Source organism: Nostoc sp. UIC 10890, assembly GCF_054786515.1.
On the sequence record NZ_JBSGKF010000001.1, the window covers coordinates 2,574,235 to 2,593,269 of the forward strand.

Below are 19,035 nucleotides of genomic sequence, written 5' to 3' on the forward strand. Positions count from 1 at the left end.
TTATTACTCCCAACTCTTGTACAGACGCGATTAATCGCGTCTCTCCTAACTCTTGGGGCGAAAATTCGGCAGTTCTACAGATGCCAACGACTTACGCCCCTTGGGTGGACGCTGGGGATAAACTACTGGTGAAGGTGACTTGTCATCATTGGTATTATCACCTAATAACTCTGAAGACAAATCACTTGCTGACAATTGGGAAACTTCTGACCAGTAGTCTTCAGTTTCTCCAACAGGCGTCTCAGTGTCAGGTGGAGTGGAGGAAATCGGTAAGTTATTGGCTGGTGAAATCACAGAATTTGTTGTCCAAGAATTAGAGGTAGTTGCAGGGGAATCGATTTCTGCCTCCAACTGCTCCTTCTGTTGATTTTCTAGTTCTTCATCGTCTTCTAAGATTGTTGCTAAAGTCTCCCAGATGGGCGAATCACCTACATCAGTTTTCGCAGGTGGTGGTGATACTGATGCAGGCTGGGAAGTAAAAAACATTTGGATTAGACTATCTAATTGCTGATCTAAATTTGATGAACCCAAAGGTGAAACAACTTCCGTTGTATCTGAAGAATCATTAATTTCTGGAGATGATCCTGGCTGTGTTGGTGTTGGCGTATCTTTCTTAACTGTCCAGTTCCAAGGAGATGATGGCGGCGTCGCAGAGGCTTCATTTCTTTGGAATGGGATTGGTGCTGAGGGTTCGCCCCAAGAATTATCCAGATTATCAGTCAAAGATTCTGGTTCTGCTGACCAAGGTTGAATTGGATGTGCATTTGGAAACAAAGACCGAGCTTTTCTAGAGAATCTTCCTTGTCCACTAGTTATGTCTTTAGGATGTTTTGCAGCATCCTCTAGGGAGTCATAGCTAGGAACCGATGTATCTAAACATTTTTCTAGAGCTGCTTTGAATTGCAGCGTCTGGCGTTGTTGTCGCATCAGTCTAGTACGTAACTCCCGACAAGCCGTTTCTGACTGTAATAGCTGCTGGGATTGTTCGCTATTGTTAGTGTGTAACAATGTACATTCTCGCTCTAGCTGGGCAAGACGTTGTTGGCTAATTTGTAGCTGTGCTTTATAAGTATCAATGAAAATTTCCTGGCGTTGAACAGTTTGTACAGCAGTTTCTAATTGTTGAAATAAAGACTTTATCTGTTCTTGAGCCGCCGCCAGTTCCTGAGTATGTTGGTTGAGCATCGACTCACTAACGCTGGAACGCGTTTTCTGCCACTGCAAAACCTTTTCTGACTCAGTTAGGTTGTCTTTTAGCTGCTCTACTTGTTCATACAAGTTATTGTTAGCTGCACGTAATTCTTCGTTCAATGCCAGCAGGTTCTGAAATTCTGAGTCAATAAGTGCTTGTTTACCGCTTTCAGGCTCTGCAACCCAGTCCTGCTGGGTAGTATCTTGTGAAAATTGTGTATCTTCAGCTGGCATGAGGAGTGGCAGTTTTCTAACTGTCATATTGTCATTAGGCACAACTGAGTAAAAGGGACAACTCGCCTGCTCTGATTGTGGCGAATTAGCAGAATTTAGGGATTCCATCACAGCCCCCTTGTTTGAGGTGTCAGCTTCATTCATCACTCTTGACTCACCCGCTTAAAAATATTCAGCAGTGCTGGCATTAGCATTGCTTATTAACTGTGTCTAATCAGGGTTTGCTCTAGAAGCTAAGTTTAACTCTCTCCAAGCACCAGCAATTAATCATCAATTGGTGTTCCCTATTTTGTATCTAGACTGATGCCGTTATAACACTATGATGCTCTGCCCCGTCAAGAAGAGGTGGAAGGGGAACTCGGGCCGCCTTCGAGGGTAGGCGGGAGGGAGGAGAAACCCGATACGTTAAAAACTAAGCTTTATTAGCTGATGAAGTTTTTCTACATGAAAAAACTGCCTCACCTTATAGTTTATTTTTTATAACTGCATCCGTCTTAAGATACAAATCAAAAATGTCTCCTTCAACACAATTTTGTACTGACTTATTTCTTACTTAAGATAGATGTCGGTACAAGTATCTACTATTGGATGATAATTCTGTAATTTGAGCGATCGCTATTTAATGTCAGCAAACAACTAAGAGCTTCTGCCATAGCTGCAATGTTAGGAAATTGTGACAAATAAGAATAAATACTTATAAAGTCTTGTTCAAAAGGTAGCAATCTTTCTAAGTAAATTAATAAATTTTTTTTAAAGAGTAATCTCAACTTAGTATGGTCTTTTTTCTCAGCAAATACAGTCCTAGTAGGCAATTCCAGGCTTAGTTAGTAAGAGGCTTTTCATATCAACTTACCTTCAATATGTCAAGTTTGTTTAATGACTACAAGAAAATTGTCTAAAGTATACTTGACTACTTATAAATATTATTTACATCGTATATTTATTAACAGAATTTTTATTCTAATTAAGTGTTAATGCGGATATCATTTTTAATTGACTTATTAAAGAATAATTGTAATAACCGAGTTTTCCACTAGCAACAAAGTAGTTATAAAGACCATAATTACTGCCTATTTATATAAATGTGGCGCGAAATAAAGCGTTGTGGCAGTTAGGCTTGTCCAAAAAATCCAAATTTAAAATAGGGGTGCTAAAGATGACTGACGTACTTGCAATGGGTGCAAATATAAAGCAAGAAGCTGCACAATTGCCGCTGGTTGCAGAAAATTTTGACAGTTTTTGGGATAAAGAAATCAGACCGTTATTCACAGATGAATCTCTATCTTTTAAGGTGAAAACTCTTAACGGAAAATATGTCAAGTACGTCAACTTGGATAATGGAGCTACAACCACACCCTTTGCAACTCTTAAGCAGCATGTGGACGAAATGCTTGACACTTATGGCAGTGTGCATCGAGGTTCTGGGCAAAAGTCCATCATCACTACACGAGAATATGACGCTAGTCGGAACATTATTCGGGATTTTGTCGGGTCATCTTCAGACAATTATGTAATCTTTGCGAAGAATACAACAGAAGCAATTAATGGAGCCGCCACACTTTGGGCAAAAAAACCTGGGAAAATCTTAGTTTCTGATATCGAGCATTCATCCAACCTGCTACCTTGGGTCACTAGAGACGAAGTTGTGCAGTACAGAACCCAGCCGGATGGAAGTGTAAGTGTTGCAGAAATTGAAGATATCTTCAAGGCACACCAAAATCTCCCCGAAGCCGAACAAATTAAGTTAGTAACTATTACAGGTGCTTCGACAATTACAGGTTACAGACCCCCGATTTACGAAATTGCAGCTTTAGCACATCGGTATGGTGCGAAGATATTTGCCGACGTGTGTCAGTTAATTCAGCATGAACAAGTAAACATGGGTGCAGATGATGACCCATGTCATTTAGATTTTGTGGCTTTCTCTGGACACAAGATGTATGCACCCTATGGAACCGGGGTTTTGTTGGGGCCAAAGGAATTTTTTGATAGCTCCTACCCTTATCAAATCGGGGGTGGAAACCTGCCTTATATCACCAGGAATTTAGAGATCAAGCGTTTTTATACAGAACGGGCCCATGACCCTGGAACACCAAACGCAATGGGTGCGATCGCCATTGCCAAGGCAATTCAAATTATCGAAGCATTAGGGCGCGATCGCATCGCTCAGTATGAACACTCTCTAGTTGAATTCACATATACACGGCTTCAAAGTATTTCTGGTGTTAAAGTACATATTCCCGGAGATAATTTAGCCCATGTTATTCCCTTTGATATTGATGGGTTTGATGGACGCTTAGTGGCAGAAATTCTGGCACAAGAATATGGCATTGGGGTTCGGGCTGGGGCTTTCTGCACATACGAATACATTCGCAAGCTCAAGAATATTTCAGACGAGCAAGACTGTGAGATTGCCAAGGAAGTAGACAGAGGAATTACGCGCAACATTCCTAGTATTATCCGAGCCAGCTTCGCTGTATATAATACATTGGAAGACTGCGATCGCTTTATAGATGCGATCGCTCAAATAGCTAAAAACGGATTGACTCACTATTTGCCCAACTACACACAAGATCAGATAACTGGTGTCTGGACAGCGATAGACAGCTAGTATTTTTAGGGTATGGGGCATGGGGCATTGGGAAGAGAGACAAGTAAGAAGCTTGTTCAATAATTCTTCCTCATCTCCTTCATCTCCTCCTGCTCCTTAGTTTTCTGTGTCTTAATTACGAATTACGAATTACGAATTACGAATTACGAATTACGAATTAAAAGGGGGTAATAATTTGAGCGATGAAAACCTCTTTGATCAGGAGGATTATCTACAGGCACGGGTTGATGAGTGTATCTGGCAAAAAAGCACAGATGCGGGTGTTTCGCGCCAGCGCTTTCTGAAAATACTAGCCACTATGGTTGGTGCTACAGCAGTCGCTGGGTTAGCTAAACCTGCACCTGCTCACAGTCAGGCAGCTATTAAAACTAAAGGCAGTAAAATACTTAAGCCATTGCCACCAGGGTATATCTCTCATAGCAAAGGCACATTAGAGATGAACTGGGAAGCGATGTATGGGCGTGGTTATTTAGTACCAAATGATTGGTTCTATGTTCACAACCGCCATACACCTCCCCCTTTTGACCCGATTACATGGCGTTTGCAGATTCACGGAACTGGTGTTTCTGCCCCCTGCGAGTTCACTTACGATGAAATCGTTGCGATGCCGTCCATCTCAGTCACTTGTGCCATTGAGTGTGCTGCTAATGGTCGGCGCTTCTTTGAAGAAGCTTACAACACACCACTCTCTGGAGCAAGATGGAGACTTGGAGCTATTGGCGTGGCTGAGTGGACTGGTGTACCGCTTGGCATGTTACTAGAGCGAGCTGGATTGAAAGCCACAGCGAAAGATGTACTAGTTGAGGGTGCAGATGTGGATTCGCTGGATTCAAAGGAGACAAATAAATCCAAGTTCAGCACTGTAGTTCCAATTAGTAAGGCATTAGCAGATAACTCGCTCGTTGTCTATGCAATGAACGGAGAAGCATTACCTCCAGATCACGGTCAGCCATGCCGTGTGTTATTCCCTGGTTGGGGAGGAAACGCCAACGTTAAATGGATTGAGCGGATTGAAGTTTCGGAAACACCGATATATACCCAGTGGGTGACAGAGCAAATGGTTCTGGTTGGTGCAGATTATCCAGCGATCGCACCATATAAAGGTAAGCTGATTACCTATCAAAATGTTAAGAGCGCTTTCGAGTTGGCTTGGCCCGCTACACTTTCGGCTCGAACTCACTTACTGCGTGGACGTTCTTGGTCTGGGAAAGGAAAGATTGTCCGTGTGGAAGTCAGCCTAAATGGCGGTAAAACTTGGCAATTCGCACGACTGAGAGAACCAAACTTTCCATTTGCATGGGTACGCTGGGACATTGAATGGAACCCAATTCCTGGGGAATATTTTCTCCAAGTTCGTGCTACTGACAATTTAGGTAATACACAACCGACTACAGTTCCGTGGAATGATTCTGGATTGCTATACGGAGGCATTGTTAGCCATCCGGTGACAGTACAAGGTTAATTACACCAAGTCAGTTCTCTAGAAAAAGACCTATTTATGATTGATTTTAGTTGGTTGATTTTAGTGACGGGGGGTCTAATATCTGGAGTTATAGCTGGACTTTTAGGAATAGGTGGCGGTATTGTCACAATTCCTCTTTTAGTCACACTAGGTTATACTCCCGTTCAGGCGATCGCTACTAGTAGCCTTGCTATTGTGATTACTTCAATTTCTGGAAGTTTGCAGAATTGGTGGATGGGCTACTTTGACTTTAAACGAGTAATTTACTTAGGCATTCCAGCTTTTCTAACTACTGGAATAGGTGTATATTTCGCCAATAAAATTCCATCTTATATAATACTTTTTACATTTGGCATCATCCTACTCGCCAATATCTATTTGATTGAGCTTCGCAAGCAATTGGCCTTTAAAGATACAGAGGATACAGCCCCAGTATTTAACCCATTAGTTTCTAAAATCGGTACTGGGGGCGCAGCAGGTATTTTAGCAGGTTTATTCGGCTTAGGTGGCGGTACGATTATGGTGCCACTGCAAATGTTGCTACTAGGAGAAGACATTAAAGTGGCAATTCAAACTAGTTTGGGTGTGATTGTCATCACTGGTTTAGCTGCCTGTACAGGACACACATTAGAGGGAAATATTCTGTTTGTTCAAGGTATAGTTTTGGGATGTGGAGGTCTTTTAGGCGTTCAAATGAGTACTCGCACATTGCCAAAATTACCAGACTCCACTGTAAGTTTAGTGCTTCGTATCTTCTTAGGAATACTATCAACTTATATTTTTTGGGAAGCTTGGATAAATTATCAAGTGATAGTTTAAAAGTCTTCGATAAATGACAATTTGTCAGCTTGTTATAAAAAAGATTCCTAACTTCTCTAAAAAGTTGGGAATCTAAAATTACCTAAGATATTAAAAGTTAGTTTGATCGTGGAAGCGTAGACGCAAAGCAGTTTGTCGCTAAACATCGCTCATTTCGGACGTTATTATGATGTCAGCCAAATTACCCATAAGAAGCAGTTTGTAGTGGGGACTTCAGTCCCCAAAGCTAGGACTAAAGTCCTTACTACTAACGAATATTTTTTATTCAGCTTGATGGACGTAAATTTTCGGAATATCATCTTAGGGTAGCCATCGGGGACGAAATCCAGCAAGGGGGAGTTGTTCTGGTCTAATTTCAACTGTCTCAGCATCAGCGATGGGCAACAGAGGCATTAACCACAGGCTACTGGTATCGATCGCATCTCCATCATCAGTTTTCAAAGTGTTTGGGGGCAATGATGTTGGGGGATTTGTCTGCGGTACTACTTGGTCAAATAACAAGCCTAAACCGTCGGCAGATAAACTCATTTGCACATTTCGTTGAGCGGGAGGCAGTACTAGCAGTGGTTTTTGTTGTCCGCTTTTGAGATCAATTGCCACCACATAAGGCTGTTCTATATATTGTTCCTTGGATACTAGCTGTGTTAGCAAGCAGTAGAGAGTGGGTGAGGCGATGTCAAATTGGCAGCTGAGAATTGAGCCTGTAGTTTTTAATAGTTGTTTCTGCACACCTTGGTTTGTCACTAAAAACAAATCTCGCGTGTAATCTGTATTAAACTTTACCATCGCGGCTTGAGAGCCATCTTTGGAGAAAGCCTGTACCAAACCAAACTGCGGCAGAAAATCTAGGGGTTTACTAGCATCACCTTGGAGTGGTAGAATTGCTGCCCCTTGTCCTTGAGCAACTGCTACGGCTTGACTATCTGGTGTGATCATAAAGTCTCCCCCAGGTTGGCTTTCCAGACGTTTAGGGGTGGGCTTTTCTGCTGAACCGTTGCTGGTTGCTGGCATAAACCATAGTCCAAAGTCGCCGGGATTAGTTTTGTTTCCCCGCTGGATGACAATAGTTTCCCCATCAGGTGATAAGTCAAATTTGAGATTTTGATAATCTTTACTATCTAAAATCAGGTCAACTCTACCTGCTGGTTCTACTTCTTCTCCAGATTTACCAGAAACGCCTGTTGTCACTGTGTACAGCTGGGCTGAAAGTAAATCTTGGTTGTTGCTGGTGCGAGCCGAAAATAAAATTTTCTCTCCATCAGGAAACGATTCAAAGTCCATTACTACCAAATCTTTGGGGGTAAGTACCCTTTTTTGCTCTTCGGTTAAGTTGTAAAGAACTAATCGTCCCTGTTCTTCTTGATTGGTTCCGATGTAAAGGATGACGCGATCGCGTGTGCGGAAGCTACCTGTAAAGGCCTGTATCACCCGATTTTTGCCTTCTTGCTGGGCAAACTTATCTTTGGCTCCCTGTAACTGCACTTTATAATTCGTGCCATAAGGTGCTGGTGTCACCAGCGTATAAACCATCCGCCGCCCTGCCCAACTGAATTTACCTGCTAGGGGTGGCTCAATTTTCAAGTTATCCTCAACACTTTTTACTTCCATTGGGCGGCTGAAGGTGAGGGTGAAGGAGTTATCTTCTGCCCCAATTTGTTGATTTTGCCAGGTAAATTCCCGGACACGAGCAGTTACCACATCACCTTGCAATACGAGTAACCCAATCAGCACACTCAGCAGTAGCATTAGTGCGATCGCTATCCGATCCAGTGGTTGAATAAATGCTTTAGATTTAGTCATTAGTCATTTGTCATTAGTCATTTGTCATTAGTCATTTGTCATTAGTCATCAACAAATGATTAATAACTATAAGGATTTTGGGGTTGAGGGATTTTTTTGAGAGAAGTAGCGGCAATGGTAAGTTGGCGTTTACCTGCCAAATTTTCTGTCACCATTTGTCCTTCAACTTCTAGCCAGGTATCAGGGGAGTAACGCTCTTGATTATTTTGTAGTTTAACGGGCAATCCCACAGGGTAAGCATCTGCTGCACAGCAAGTTAAGACAAATCGTGCTAAAAACAAATATTCTTTTCCTATATCGGGCGGGTGGATCACAAATCCCTGCACTTTGACTTTTTGCCCTGTATATGCGTCTGGTTCTGGATAGACATTGACGGTGCGTACCCAGTCTACAAGCGATCGCTCTTCTGGACGAACAGTAACCCGAAAGGCTTGGGGTTTAACACGTGTGCTTCCCAGTAGATCAGCCGTTACACCCCTTTGGAGTGCTTTGTCACTAGCAAAAACTTGTGGTGTAATGATAAAACCTAGAATCGCTGTAGTCAACAACAAAGCACTGCCCCAACCAGGGGGAAATAAACTAATATGCTGGGTGTTTGGTGTAACATCACGGCGACGCCGTTGCCAAAGTTCCTGCATCTTGAATAAACCAATAATGATGAAGCTGATACCACACACAATCACCAACCAAAAGTAATTTGGGTGAATCAAGAGGTTCAGCTTGTTAGTTAGCCAATATCTCAACATCAAAATGCCCCAAGCTGTAATTGCTAGGGCATCCAGCCAAGGGAGTAATAGATTTATGATTTTAGATTTGGGATTTTTGTTAGCCATTGGTTATTAGTCATTGGTCATTAGTCATTAGTCATCAACAAAGGACAAATGACTAATAATTTCTTAAAAGACGTGCAAGTTCAGGAAAAGAGTAAACAAAAATGTCAACTGTGCTGCTATGGCAAATAAGTAAAAGATAGTTTTGGGTTTAAAAATAGATAACATCAAACCAACGCTTTTGATGTCAATCATTGGCCCAAAGACGAGAAATGCCAACAATGAGCCACTGCTAAAGGTTGAGGCAAAAGATAGGGCAAAGAAAGAATCAACTGTAGAACAAATTGAAACCACTACTGCTAATATCAGCATGACCACAATTGAGCTAATGGGCCCAGCACCCAAACTGAGAATTAATTCACGGGGAGCTAGGACTTGAATAGCCGCTGCGATCGCACTTCCTAAAATCATCACTCCGCCCAATTCTCGCAATTCTTGGATGCTATTATCCACTACTAGGCGCAGTTTATCTCCAAGCGGTTTACTGGCAGTAGAAATTATGGTAGGCGGTACTAAATTAGGATCTATCCGCAGAGGTATACCTGCTTTTCCTCCTAAGATATAAGTCCCGGATTGCAAGAGATTCGATACAGGTGCTTCCTGTTGTACTTGATAACGCTTACCACGGCGTTTGGTTTCAGGTTGTGCGGGTGGATTATACTTCAAATAACGAGCGATCGCAGGTTGGACTATGGGATTTAAGTCCTTTTGAAAACTGAAAACAAAACCGATAATTGTGGCAATGGATAAAGAAAATACGACTCGTAAGACCACTATTTCGGGCTGATCTCGAAATGCTGTCCAAGTTGCCCAAATTACAATTGGGTTAATTGTTGGTGCTGCGAGCAAAAAACCAATTGCGACTGGTGTGGGTACTCCTTGCATTAAGAACCGCCGCGCTACCGGTACATTCCCGCACTCACACACCGGAAATAAAAAGCCGATCATGCTGCCAACTAAAGCACCCAGCAGCGGATTTTTGGGCATTTTTTCTACTAATTTGCGCTCATCAACAAAAAATAGCAGCAAACTGGAGAATAAAACCCCAAGAAGCAAAAAAGGCATCGCCTCGACTAGCAGACTTAAAAATAGCGTAAAACCATTGTTCAATTGATTCATGGGCGTCGCAGTCAAAAGCGGTTTTTAGTTTTAGGGTTCTGCCTAGTCATTCTATCGAAATGGGGATCAAAAGCAGTTCGGGAAAATTAAACATCATTTAAGTAGCAAGTTATCCTACGTTTCAAATAGCGCTTAAACGCTACAAACCTTTGCTTTAGCCAAGATAGTAATTTTTACCTGAGTGCATTTACTGACGATGACCATTTCTAAGATTGTCTAAGTTCAGAAATTGTTCCGATCTAGAGGGCAAGTAGCTGCATAGATTATTTTAAGTTACCTATGTTTATACTTACAGTAATTTGCTGGATAAGATATTAGCTTGGCTGTATTTTCATCAAGTATTTACAGTTATTGAACATTTGCGGTAGGCGTAGCCCGTCGTAGACATTGCTCTTGGTTGTTACCTTCATTGATTTTGGCTAGTTATGGCAAAATCAAATCTGAGCTTTGGTTGATTTTTTACTATAAAAACTCTAAAAATGCAAGACCAAAGTTTAGCAAACACAAAATATAAGACAATTTAGATCCCCGACTTCTTTAAGAAGTCGGGGATCTACTTCACTAATTCACGATTATTTTGTACCATCGTGATTATTTACGTTTTGGTGGAATCCCCCAAATCTTGATTTGTTGGTCAAATCCACCACTGGCAAGAATTTTACCATTTGGACTAAAAGCGATCGCACTTACCCAGTCTGTATGTCCACTTAGTGTATTTACCAACTCGCCTGTAGTTAAATTCCACAGTTTAATCCCATCTCTGCCAGCACTAGCAAGGGTTTGTCCATCGGGATTAATGGCGATCGCATTTACCCAGTTATTATGTCCTGTAAGGGTGCGGACTATTTCTCCAGTATTAATATTCCACAGTTTGACTGTGCGATCGCGGCTTGCACTAACTAATGTTTGTCCATCTGGTGTAAAAATTACAGCGCTAACACCATTAGAATGAGCTGTCAATTCACTAATTAATTGACCAGTACTCAAATTCCACAGCTTGATTACACCCTTATTATCACCACTAGCCAAGGTCTGTCCATCTGGACTAATAGCTAGGGTATAAATCAAATTATCAAAGCGTACTAGAGTTCCTAAAGGGCGTTGCTGTAGCAAATCCCATATACGAATCCCATCCAAAGCTCCACTAATGAGAACTTTACTATCAGGAGACACTGCTAAAGATAATACGTTACTGGTATGTCCGACAAAAGAGCGGCTAAATTTAAAATTTTTCAGGCTCCAGAGATTAATCGTGTTGTCATTACTACAGCTAACGAGGGTTTGACCATCTGGCGAAATAACTAAAGATTCTACGGCTGTTTTGTGTGCTTTGTTAATGTCCGCCAACTTTTTGCCGTTTGCTGAATTCCAGAGGCGAATTACACCCTCGTTTTCTGCACCTCCACTCACAAGTATTCTGCTATCTGGACTAAAAGCGAGGGATTTAACGGTTCCTTTATGTCCTCTAAGTGTGTAGAGTAATTGGGCATTACCAAAGCTGCTGGTAGCTTGGGAATTTGGCGTTACTTCAACGGCAGCATGAGCTTGATGAATGTAAAACCCTTCCCAGGTAGTCACTGGAAGGGCAACAGCTGCCATAAATGCCAGGATAATATACGGACGCAGAAAATTACCCCCACCTCTTCCCTCACTACTCACTCTTTTTCCTCACTTTTATAGATACGGTTACCCCAATACATTTTGCAGAGTTATTTAAGTAATAACTCTGCATATCCTAAAGAGGTGGTTTTTTCTTAGAAACGCTTAACATTGGTAAAGGCGCACTAGAAGAACGAGAGGGCAAATAATGTTGCACTACAGGTTCCTCTGGTAAGGGACGACGCTGCTGGACACGCCACAACTTAAAGCCGAGCGCTATCCCTGCTGTTCCCAAACCAAAAGCGAACAATGACCAGCTATCATTCAAACCGCCAATCAGGGCATCCATAACGCCCATCGTCATCAATACACTGACTATTGGCTCTTTTCGGTAAGTTGACTTCAAAAAACGAGGTAATACAGCATTCATCACAGCTTGGTTGGTTCCAGTTCACCTTTTGTGTATATTTACCCAGAATACCTCACCCGTAATTTGCCTTTCTCATCTAAGGCAGGCATTAATTATGATTTTCTTTAGTAGGGGAGGAAGTTTACTCATTAATTGTCTTGCATATACCTTGCATATATTAGTTGCAAGTCTATGATATTTCAATCACTAACAGGTATTTCGATTCCTCTCTTGCTTACATTCTAGGGCAATACTTGTCGGGTTTTGGGGAATTGGGTTTGGGGTAAGGGGTAAGGGGAAAGAAAAAACCTTTAACCTTTACCCTTTAACTTTTTCCCCAAACCCAATTCCGAGTTCAAAATGCTTTACCCAAGCAGTATTGCATTCTAGGGGAATTATTTATAAATAAGTCTAATTAAAGTATCTAGGGTGAAGTACTTGGCTATTAATTGTTAAAGTCAAAACCAACTGGTTGTTCCAGCTGGTTGAAACTCTTTTAATTACTAGCTTACAACTTCAATATTGTGCTTGTTGATGGCACTACTTCAGACCCAGCCATGATAGCACCCCTTGATTGGTGACATATTCAATCACCAACATCAAAGCGAAGCCAATCATTGCAGCTCGACCATTCAAGCGTTCGGCATATTCGTTAAAGCCAAACTTAGGCTCCTCTAGTTTAGGTGTAATCGTTGGTTGTGTTTGTGTCATTTTTTAAGAAACCTTTTTCGGCAAACGGGACTTGATATAAGACTTCGCAGCAGAAGTCGCGGGAAGTGGTGATCAGCGGTAAAGATTAAAGGAATAGATTCGTTTTTTCCCCTTAACTTTTACCCTACACTTGGTAGCTTAAAAGCTGATTGCAGTGCTTGAATACCAAGATGACTTGAGAAATTCAGCAAGAGCTTCCTAGTCGGGAGCTATACAATCGGTCTTTTAATAAATTGTTACTATTCTTTATATATTGTATAAATACTGGGGCAATAGTCAAGGGCAAGAGTTTGGGCTACTCAGATTGAATTGAGAAACTTAGAACAGAGATTAGCTATCTCTAATACAGCTATCTCTAATACTGAAGTAGCAAGACAGAAGTAGCAAGCTTGAGATTGGCAGGCTACAGTTAAACAAAAAAAATATCAGAGGCGATATATGGAAATCGGCGTTCCTAAGGAAAATAAGGATCAAGAATTTCGTGTAGGTTTAAGTCCTTCTAGCGTGCGGGTGCTGCGAGAAAATGGTCATAGCATCTTCGTCGAGACGCAAGCGGGTAATGGTGCTGGATTCTCTGATGACGACTACAAAAGTGCTGGAGCCGAGATTGTCCCGACATCAGAAACAGCTTGGAATAGAGAATTGGTTGTTAAAGTTAAAGAGCCGCTGACATCTGAGTATAAATTTTTGCAGAAAGGGCAGATATTATTTACTTATTTACATTTAGCAGCCGATCGCAAATTGACAGAGCATTTAATTGATTGTGGCACAACTGCGATCGCCTACGAAACTGTAGAACAACCTGGTGCCAACAAACTACCCTTGCTCACGCCCATGAGCATAATTGCCGGTCGGCTAGCAGTACAATTTGGGGCCAGATTCCTAGAACGTCAGCAAGGTGGTAGAGGCGTCCTTTTGGGCGGTGTACCTGGAGTCCAAGCAGGCAAAGTAGTAATTTTAGGTGGCGGCGTTGTCGGCACAGAAGCAGCTAAAATTGCCGTGGGTATGGGTGCGATCGTCCAGATTTTAGATGTAAGTGTCGAGCGCTTATCTTACTTAGAAACTCTTTTTGGCTCTAGAGTTGAATTGCTTTACAGCAACTCTGCTCATATTGAAGCCGCAGTCATTGAAGCAGATTTACTCATCGGTGCAGTTTTAGTGTTAGGGCGTAGGGCACCAATACTAGTATCTCGCCAATTGGTCAAACAAATGCGTCCTGGTTCTGTAATAGTTGATGTAGCCGTTGACCAAGGTGGTTGCATCGAAACCTTACATCCCACATCCCACACTAATCCGGTATACATTGAAGAGGGCGTGGTGCATTATGGCGTTCCCAATATGCCAGGAGCAGTACCTTGGACAGCAACTCAGGCACTTAATAATAGTACATTACCTTATGTTGTCCAATTGGCAAATTTGGGAATTATGGCACTGGAAGTTAACCCAGCATTAGCTAAGGGTGTGAACGTGCGGAATCATCATTTAGTGCATCCGGCTGTGCAAGAAGTATTCCCTGATTTGGTAAATTAAGGTTTGTAAGTGCTAGGCGATCGCTTATTTTTATGGTGGTAGCGATAGCCTGTCGCCCAGATATAAGTCGCAGTAATAGAGGACGCAAGAAATCTACTACTACGCTTTTTGTTGGACAGGAAGCCTACACTGACTCTCGTTGAGTCAGTGTAGGTAGTTCACACTAATTTTCTTGCCAAATGCGCGGATGGGTAGGTGTACAAAATGAGATGGGGCAAAAAAGTCTGTACGCTCCATCTATACAAGGCTTTGAGGGCAATGGTACTTTTAAAACATCCGCGCACCTTACTGGGACTGGTTTTCAGCGATTTGTATCTTGTGCCATGACTATTCCTTGTGCTATGATTCACTCATTCGCGCAACTGCACCTTGAAAACCAAATACAGCAAAGCTTTTGGACGCCAGCGATTGCAATTCATCAAAATCCCTATTAGGGATTGAAACTTATTTATACGCTTCCAAAGATCCGGTGTGGTAAAATTGCAATTCATCAAAATCCCTATTAGGGATTGAAACGGGTTGGAACATATTCTTTACTGTTATGCGCCACATTGCAATTCATCAAAATCCCTATTAGGGATTGAAACAAGTGCGGGGATAAAGGCTTCTAAAGTAGGTCTTTTTGTAATTGCAATTCATCAAAATCCCTATTAGGGATTGAAACTGGTAAGGAAATAGGGCGTACTTTAACGGTTAGTATTTATTGCAATTCATCAAAATCCCTATTAGGGATTGAAACTACTATGCCCCGACTCAAACCTACTAATATAGTGATTGCAATTCATCAAAATCCCTATTAGGGATTGAAACTTGAAGGGCGATCTCCTTCAACTCTGATAATTTCAATTGCAATTCATCAAAATCCCTATTAGGGATTGAAACAGAAATATAAGATGAATATTACACAATCCACAAATTGCAATTCATCAAAATCCCTATTAGGGATTGAAACTGCTAATGCTAGATCCAATCGTGACAACCGTCTAAGATTGCAATTCATCAAAATCCCTATTAGGGATTGAAACATTTGCATTCCAAGTTTCAAGCTTCATCCAACAAATTGCAATTCATCAAAATCCCTATTAGGGATTGAAACTTTGAAGTAATAGAACTTGCGGCCGTTACAGCGGCATTGCAATTCATCAAAATCCCTATTAGGGATTGAAACAGTAATCCCTAATCCGACTGTTTGGGAGTAAAGCATTGCAATTCATCAAAATCCCTATTAGGGATTGAAACTTAAGATAATGGGCTACCTCTTCGGCTTGAATTGCAATTCATCAAAATCCCTATTAGGGATTGAAACTTGCTCGATTACGCTAATCAGTTTCTCTGCGGCTGGTATTGCAATTCATCAAAATCCCTATTAGGGATTGAAACTAAAACAGACTGATACTCGGACTTTTTTCTGGTGATTGCAATTCATCAAAATCCCTATTAGGGATTGAAACAAGCTATCTGGAGACACGAATATGGACATCATTTAATTGCAATTCATCAAAATCCCTATTAGGGATTGAAACGACAGGAGCGCCACTTTCAAGGGTACAACTAGCAGCGAGATTGCAATTCATCAAAATCCCTATTAGGGATTGAAACATTGAAGCAAGCGCTGCTGTGGTTGAGGAACCACTGGAATTGCAATTCATCAAAATCCCTATTAGGGATTGAAACAAGAATGAAAGTATCTTCGTAACCCATCAGTATTGCAATTCATCAAAATCCCTATTAGGGATTGAAACTTCGTAAAACATCAAAATCCTGCGATTGTAACGTATTGCAATTCATCAAAATCCCTATTAGGGATTGAAACCCATTTCTAGAGTTGCAGTGGCTATCAGTACATATTGCAATTCATCAAAATCCCTATTAGGGATTGAAACCAGCCATTTCATAGATATAGTCAGTTCTGTTATATTGCAATTCATCAAAATCCCTATTAGGGATTGAAACTTTTGTAAAAGCACTAGAACTTTCTTTCGTAGAGATTGCAATTCATCAAAATCCCTATTAGGGATTGAAACTTTATGCAAATCTCCTTGGTTGGAAAGATAGCGGTAGCACGGGGTATTGCAATTCATCAAAATCCCTATTAGGGATTGAAACTACTCGCAATAGCTTTAAATGCCCCAACCAACAATAAATTGCAATTCATCAAAATCCCTATTAGGGATTGAAACGCTTGAATAGCTCCAGCATTAAAAGAAGCGTCAGAATTGCAATTCATCAAAATCCCTATTAGGGATTGAAACCTAGGGCTATAAGTGCCACTAACCAATTGTTGATACAATTGCAATTCATCAAAATCCCTATTAGGGATTGAAACCATTAACCAATTTTCCCCAGGTCGTCGCTCATATTGCAATTCATCAAAATCCCTATTAGGGATTGAAACCAGCCTAGCTGGGAGAGCCGCGACAGTTTGGGTAGATTGCAATTCATCAAAATCCCTATTAGGGATTGAAACATTTCCATTGATGATTTTAAGGATAACCCTGAATATTGCAATTCATCAAAATCCCTATTAGGGATTGAAACAAGTTACGCCCAGCCATTGCAGCGGATCGCATTGCAATTCATCAAAATCCCTATTAGGGATTGAAACGTGAGCATACTTGGCACTAACTGCAATTGTGCGATATTGCAATTCATCAAAATCCCTATTAGGGATTGAAACAGTACTATCATTACTCAGATGAATTAAATTGCGCATTGCAATTCATCAAAATCCCTATTAGGGATTGAAACTAAAGAAACAGATTTATTGAGTGTTACTAGCTGGTTGAATTGCAATTCATCAAAATCCCTATTAGGGATTGAAACTTGAAAATGGGTGGTCGTCGATGGGAGGAGGGGAAATTGCAATTCATCAAAATCCCTATTAGGGATTGAAACGGGTTCCCCTGATCTGTCCACCAAAGACCAGATAGTTAAATTGCAATTCATCAAAATCCCTATTAGGGATTGAAACTCAACTGGCAGAGGCTTGCAGCATACTCGCTCTTGAAATTGCAATTCATCAAAATCCCTATTAATGAAGTCTACCTAGTAGTCTGTCAATCAATAATTGATGGATACATTTCTTGTAGAGACGGCGATTTATCGGGTCTCTCTAAAAGTTTGTTTGAAAAGTGGTATGTTGTAATTTTAATCGAATTATTACCCCCCTTAATCCCCCCTTGGAAAGGGGGGAAATAGAAAATCTAGTTCCCTCCCCTTTACAAGGGGAGGGTTAGGGTGGGGTAAAAAATATTTGATACATCAATCATGACTTTTCAAACATCCTCTAACCGCCAAAATGAATTTGATAGACTACTAACCTGCAATTTTTGCGAAGGATACGCGGACTTCAGAAATTTGAAACCATTGTCATGTGGGTTTTGTCTGTATAGTCCCGAATTATATTCGCCCTTTGGTATTAATCATAATAAGTGTGGTTTTTAATCTGCGGCACTTATGATTGGAATTCTAATCGTAAATTCGGTTCCCATCCCCATTTGAGAATTCACTTCCAATGTACCATTGTGTTTTTCCAAAACTATTTGATGAGCAATCGATAAGCCAAGTCCAGTGCCTTTACCTACAGGTTTTGTGGTAAACAAAGGTTCAAACAGCCGTTGTTTCACAGATTCAGGAATGCCGGTACCATTATCTGCAATCCGAATTACAACCCATTGTTCCGAATCTACTTCTGTATTAATCTGAATTTGAGGAATTTGATCACTGATTTTGCCTAATATCAGAGCTTCATCAAGAGCATCAATTGCATTAGCTAGAATATTCATAAATACTTGATTCATCTGACCGAGATAGCAGTTTATCTCTGGCAATGTTCCATAACTCTTAATAACTTCAATAGCAGGACGATCGCCATTACCTTTAAGGCGGTGCTGCAAAATCATTAATGTACTATCCAGTCCTTGGTGCAAATCTGCAAGTAATTTTTCATCACTATCCGAGCGGTAAAAGTTGCGTAGTGAGGTAGAAAGATTTTGAATCCGTTCACTACCTAGCTTAAGTGAGTTCAAAATTTTTGTTATATCTTCAAGAATAAATTCTAGATCCAATTCATCAATAGCAGTGCTAATTTTGGCTGTCGGGTTGGGATAATCTTGTTGATACAGTTGGAGAATTTTACTTAATCCTCCAAAGTATTCCTCTAAAGGTGGAATATTGCTAGTGATAAAACTGAGAGGATTGTTGATTTCATGGGCGACACCAGCAATTAATTCTCCTAGTGTTGAGAGTTTTTCTTGCTGCACTAGTTGGACTTGGATTTGTTGCAAAGCAGCGGTGCGATCGCTCACTTGTTTTTCTAAAGATTCAGTCAGTTGTTTGACTTGTAAATGCACACGCACTCTCGCAATAACTTCCTCTTGGGCAAAGGGTTTGGGGATATAGTCTACTGCACCAAGGGAAAATCCCTTGGTTTTGCTCTCCGTATCCGCTAAGGCTGTAGTGAAAATAATGGGAATATTTTGAGTAACAGGATTGGCTTTGAGGCGGCGACAGGTTTCAAATCCATCAATCCCAGGCATTTGTACATCCAGCAAAATTAACTCTGGTCGATTACGTTCTGCAAGAGCGATCGCACTTTCTCCATCGACTGCAACACGAAAACGAAACCCCTCAATACTGAGCGCTTCGCACAGGACAGATAAATTTGTCGGATTATCATCCACAATCAAAAGAAATCCAGTATTTGAGGTCTTGAGCATGA

The 19,035-nt window shown here is 41.1% G+C and carries 12 protein-coding genes and 1 CRISPR repeat array; of the genes, 4 read left to right on the forward strand and 8 right to left on the reverse strand.

All coding sequences use genetic code 11. The features are described 5' to 3' along the window. Nucleotides 1–45: 45 nt before the first annotated feature. A complete protein-coding gene (locus tag ACWATR_RS10105) occupies nucleotides 46–1,569 on the reverse strand; it encodes a hypothetical protein (protein ID WP_460331911.1) in 1,524 nt (507 codons plus the stop codon). 1,012 nt (nucleotides 1,570–2,581) lie between these two features. Between ACWATR_RS10105 and ACWATR_RS10110 the strand changes: the two genes are divergently transcribed. The 3 genes from ACWATR_RS10110 (at nucleotide 2,582) to ACWATR_RS10120 (ending at nucleotide 6,317) form a co-directional block, all read left to right on the forward strand. Beyond that, complete coding sequence (locus ACWATR_RS10110) at nucleotides 2,582–4,036, forward strand: aminotransferase class V-fold PLP-dependent enzyme (protein WP_460331913.1); 1,455 nt, start codon at nucleotides 2,582–2,584, stop codon at nucleotides 4,034–4,036. 175 nt (nucleotides 4,037–4,211) lie between these two features. Then, nucleotides 4,212–5,498 carry a sulfite oxidase gene (locus ACWATR_RS10115; RefSeq protein ID WP_460331915.1) on the forward strand — a complete coding sequence of 429 codons (1,287 nt, stop codon included), beginning with the start codon at nucleotides 4,212–4,214 and terminating at the stop codon, nucleotides 5,496–5,498. Between the two features lie 36 nt (nucleotides 5,499–5,534). After that, nucleotides 5,535–6,317, forward strand: a complete 783-nt coding sequence (locus tag ACWATR_RS10120; protein ID WP_460331917.1) for a sulfite exporter TauE/SafE family protein — start codon at nucleotides 5,535–5,537, stop codon at nucleotides 6,315–6,317. Between the two features lie 300 nt (nucleotides 6,318–6,617). On the opposite strand, the gene ACWATR_RS10125 is transcribed toward ACWATR_RS10120, so the two are convergent. From ACWATR_RS10125 to ACWATR_RS10150, 6 genes are all read right to left on the reverse strand, one after another. After that, on the reverse strand, nucleotides 6,618–8,117 hold the full coding sequence (locus tag ACWATR_RS10125; RefSeq protein WP_460331919.1) for a hypothetical protein: 1,500 nt from the start codon (nucleotides 8,115–8,117) through the stop codon (nucleotides 6,618–6,620). 59 nt (nucleotides 8,118–8,176) lie between these two features. Next, complete coding sequence (locus tag ACWATR_RS10130; RefSeq protein ID WP_460331921.1) at nucleotides 8,177–8,950, reverse strand: TIGR03943 family putative permease subunit; 774 nt, start codon at nucleotides 8,948–8,950, stop codon at nucleotides 8,177–8,179. Between the two features lie 63 nt (nucleotides 8,951–9,013). After that, entirely contained in the window at nucleotides 9,014–10,066 is a 1,053-nt protein-coding gene (locus tag ACWATR_RS10135; protein WP_460331923.1) for a permease, read from the reverse strand. Between the two features lie 591 nt (nucleotides 10,067–10,657). Beyond that, nucleotides 10,658–11,665 (reverse strand): WD40 repeat domain-containing protein, encoded by a 1,008-nt coding sequence (locus ACWATR_RS10140; RefSeq protein ID WP_460340324.1) that lies wholly within the window; start codon nucleotides 11,663–11,665, stop codon nucleotides 10,658–10,660. A gap of 136 nt (nucleotides 11,666–11,801) precedes the next feature. Further along, a complete protein-coding gene (locus ACWATR_RS10145; RefSeq protein WP_460331925.1) occupies nucleotides 11,802–12,095 on the reverse strand; it encodes a hypothetical protein in 294 nt (97 codons plus the stop codon). Between the two features lie 519 nt (nucleotides 12,096–12,614). Further along, a complete protein-coding gene (locus ACWATR_RS10150; RefSeq protein ID WP_012410338.1) occupies nucleotides 12,615–12,785 on the reverse strand; it encodes a chlorophyll a/b-binding protein in 171 nt (56 codons plus the stop codon). 438 nt (nucleotides 12,786–13,223) lie between these two features. Here ACWATR_RS10150 and ald point away from each other — a divergent pair, with 438 nt between their 5' ends. Next, entirely contained in the window at nucleotides 13,224–14,315 is a 1,092-nt protein-coding gene (gene ald / locus ACWATR_RS10155; protein ID WP_460331927.1) for an alanine dehydrogenase, read from the forward strand. Between the two features lie 407 nt (nucleotides 14,316–14,722). Beyond that, nucleotides 14,723–17,360: a CRISPR direct-repeat array (repeat unit 37 nt; unit sequence ATTGCAATTCATCAAAATCCCTATTAGGGATTGAAAC). Between the two features lie 395 nt (nucleotides 17,361–17,755). On the opposite strand, the gene ACWATR_RS10160 is transcribed toward ald, so the two are convergent. Next, nucleotides 17,756–19,033, reverse strand: a complete 1,278-nt coding sequence (locus ACWATR_RS10160; protein ID WP_460331929.1) for a sensor histidine kinase — start codon at nucleotides 19,031–19,033, stop codon at nucleotides 17,756–17,758. Nucleotides 19,034–19,035 lie beyond the last annotated feature (2 nt).

What these genes read in the sequence shown, in the direction of transcription:
- ACWATR_RS10140 (WP_460340324.1), bottom strand. Translation starts at nt 11,665, where the DNA reads ATGGCAGCTGTTGCCCTTCCAGTGACTACCTGGGAAGGGTTTTACATT.
- ACWATR_RS10105 (WP_460331911.1), bottom strand. Translation starts at nt 1,569, where the DNA reads ATGAATGAAGCTGACACCTCAAACAAGGGGGCTGTGATGGAATCCCTA.
- ACWATR_RS10125 (WP_460331919.1), bottom strand. Translation starts at nt 8,117, where the DNA reads ATGACTAAATCTAAAGCATTTATTCAACCACTGGATCGGATAGCGATC.
- ACWATR_RS10135 (WP_460331923.1), bottom strand. Translation starts at nt 10,066, where the DNA reads ATGAATCAATTGAACAATGGTTTTACGCTATTTTTAAGTCTGCTAGTC.
- ACWATR_RS10160 (WP_460331929.1), bottom strand. Translation starts at nt 19,033, where the DNA reads ATGCTCAAGACCTCAAATACTGGATTTCTTTTGATTGTGGATGATAAT.
- ACWATR_RS10120 (WP_460331917.1), top strand. Translation starts at nt 5,535, where the DNA reads ATGATTGATTTTAGTTGGTTGATTTTAGTGACGGGGGGTCTAATATCT.
- ACWATR_RS10145 (WP_460331925.1), bottom strand. Translation starts at nt 12,095, where the DNA reads ATGAATGCTGTATTACCTCGTTTTTTGAAGTCAACTTACCGAAAAGAG.
- ACWATR_RS10130 (WP_460331921.1), bottom strand. Translation starts at nt 8,950, where the DNA reads ATGGCTAACAAAAATCCCAAATCTAAAATCATAAATCTATTACTCCCT.
- ald (WP_460331927.1), top strand. Translation starts at nt 13,224, where the DNA reads ATGGAAATCGGCGTTCCTAAGGAAAATAAGGATCAAGAATTTCGTGTA.
- ACWATR_RS10150 (WP_012410338.1), bottom strand. Translation starts at nt 12,785, where the DNA reads ATGACACAAACACAACCAACGATTACACCTAAACTAGAGGAGCCTAAG.
- ACWATR_RS10110 (WP_460331913.1), top strand. Translation starts at nt 2,582, where the DNA reads ATGACTGACGTACTTGCAATGGGTGCAAATATAAAGCAAGAAGCTGCA.